We start from the raw sequence: 1987 nt of genomic DNA, 5'->3' as shown, positions 1-1987 counted from the left end.
TGAATTTCGTATAACAGCCATTATGTTAAATAGACACTATTTAGACCTCATATGTTTAAATTGGATTGAAATAAATAACTTGATTTTTTTATGCTGAGCCTATACAAACTACCGATCGGTAGTTAATTTAATTTTAAGTTATGAATAAGTCTGTGGGATTAAAACTCACCATCTCTCTCGCTATCATTGTTGCATTGGGTCCAGCAGCAATTGATATGTATTTAGCATCCATGCCAAATATGGCCCAAGACCTTGATACCTCTTATGCTTCTACGCAGATTACGTTGACTGTCTTTTTGATTTTTATGGGGCTTGGTCAACTATTTTTTGGACCTTGGTCAGATGCTATTGGACGTAAAACCCCGTTATTACTAGGACTTGTTACTTATATTGGTGCTTCAATTTGGGCTGCTTTGGCGTTAAATTTGGAGAGTCTAGTTTTCGCACGTGCACTTCAAGGTTTAGGTGCATCTATGGCTATTGTCGTAGTAATGAGTATGGTCCGGGATTTAACCGAGGGCGCTGCTGCAGCACAATTGTATGCGTTGTTAAATACCATTGTGGCACTAGGTCCAATCGTTGCTCCTGCTATAGGCGGAGTGATTGGATCTCATTATGGCTGGCGTGGTGTAATGCTCGCTTTAGGTGTTTTAGGCATTGTTGTTTTTATCAATACCTTATGTACGCTAAAAGAAAGTTTAGCAGTCAAAGACCGTATTCAGCTGAATTTTGGGTCTGTTACCAAAGTTTATTTGAATATTCTAAAGAATAAGGCCTTTAGCTTTAATTTACTCGCCTTATCAGCTGTGTATTTCTTTCTATTTTCTTATATCGGTGGATCTTCCTTCGTTTATCAAACAGGCTATGGTTTAAGTAGTGAACAATTTGGATTGGTCTTTGGCTTAACCAGTATTAGTTTAATTTTAGGTGCATCCTCATCAGCATATTTCGTGAAAAAAATACCTATTTCACGTCTAGCCCTCATCGGTGCAGTTGTTATCATGATTGGCAGTGCGACATGTATTGCTATGCATATCATGGGTCTTGGTTTAGTGGGGATTGTATCTGGGGTAGCGCTAGGTCTATTTGGTCTTGGTATTTTAGAAGCAACGTTGATGGCGATAGCGATGGAGTCACAACAAACCGCTTTGGGTTCAAGTGCTGCACTACTTGGGGCAATACCGATGCTTCTTTCGTCAACAGCAACGCCTATCGCTGGTCAATTGGTTGAAGTTGATACCTTATACTGGTTAATGTTGCTAAGTGCCATTGGTCCACTCATTCTATTTTTGGTCTATATGGGTACTCGAAATGTACTTATCAAAAAATTAATTCACTAAACCTTGCTTAGGATTACTCCCTTCATGAAAAAATTAAGATCTCAGTCTAAACAACGTATTATTGATGTCGCTTTTAGGTGTTTTGTTCTTAATGGTTATGAAGGGGCCTCTTTAGGTGCTATTGCAGAGAATATTGGAATCCGTAAGGCATCCATATATACACATTTTAAAAGTAAAGATTCATTATTTTTAGAGCTTTTACTAGATGCTTTAGATATCGAGTGTTCTTATTTAGAAGAGTGCTTTAATACATCTGTAAGTGGTAAATTACCTGGGGAGTTGTACTTAGGTAAGATCAAATCACGATATGAGAATGCTATTACCTATCAATTTCTAACTCGAATTGCATATGTTCCACCTAATCATTTAATAGAAAATGTGAAATCAGCTTATCAAGATTATATTCAACAAATTATTCAATTCTATCAGGCAGAGTTATCTCAAATTATTGATGATGATAAAGATCAAGAAATGTATACAGATGCTTATTTAGGTATCTTAGACAGTTTGAGTGTCGAACTCTTATATGACGGGCATATGTATGAGCGACGTTTAAATGCAATGTTGTGTCTATATAAACAAAGTATCGAAAAAATTATTAAATAGGATTACTTAAAATTAACATAATACACCTTATACGAAATACG

Annotated in this window: 2 protein-coding genes; both read left to right on the top strand. The window is 36.3% G+C overall.

All coding sequences use genetic code 11. The annotated features are described in order from the left end of the window. Nucleotides 1–140 precede the first annotated feature (140 nt). On the top strand, nucleotides 141–1340 hold the full coding sequence (locus VXQ92_RS16230; protein WP_131292417.1) for a multidrug effflux MFS transporter: 1200 nt from the start codon (nucleotides 141–143) through the stop codon (nucleotides 1338–1340). 24 nt (nucleotides 1341–1364) lie between these two features. Next, nucleotides 1365–1946, top strand: coding sequence for a TetR/AcrR family transcriptional regulator (locus VXQ92_RS16225; RefSeq protein ID WP_131292420.1), 582 nt, complete (start codon nucleotides 1365–1367; stop codon nucleotides 1944–1946). Nucleotides 1947–1987 lie beyond the last annotated feature (41 nt).

It is taken from the genome of Acinetobacter sp. 228 (genome assembly GCF_048147885.1).
This window is presented reverse-complemented; position numbering and strand designations above follow the sequence as displayed.